The sequence below is a fragment of the Candidatus Aquicultor secundus genome (genome assembly GCF_002791875.1).
Classification (GTDB): domain Bacteria; phylum Actinomycetota; class Aquicultoria; order Aquicultorales; family Aquicultoraceae; genus Aquicultor_A; species Aquicultor_A secundus.
In genome coordinates this window covers 1-227 of sequence record NZ_PFNG01000174.1, presented here as the reverse complement: position 1 = coordinate 227, position 227 = coordinate 1, and positions in this window count along the sequence as shown.

The following is a 227-nucleotide window of genomic DNA, read 5'->3' as shown; positions in this document are numbered from 1 at the left end:
ATGCGACTGAAGAATCTTGGGCGCAGAAACCTTCTACATGTGCAGGAGGGTCTAAGCTTAGATACTCCTGGTTCCAGAGAGCCACATCCTGCCCGCATTGATGCACAATCCCACAAGTTAGTCCCCAAGTGATAGCCTAAGCCCACGGCTTACAGTATAATCAGTAGCATGCTACTAGATTATCAATTCAAGGGGGACGAATATGATCGATAAAATTAAAATCAGGC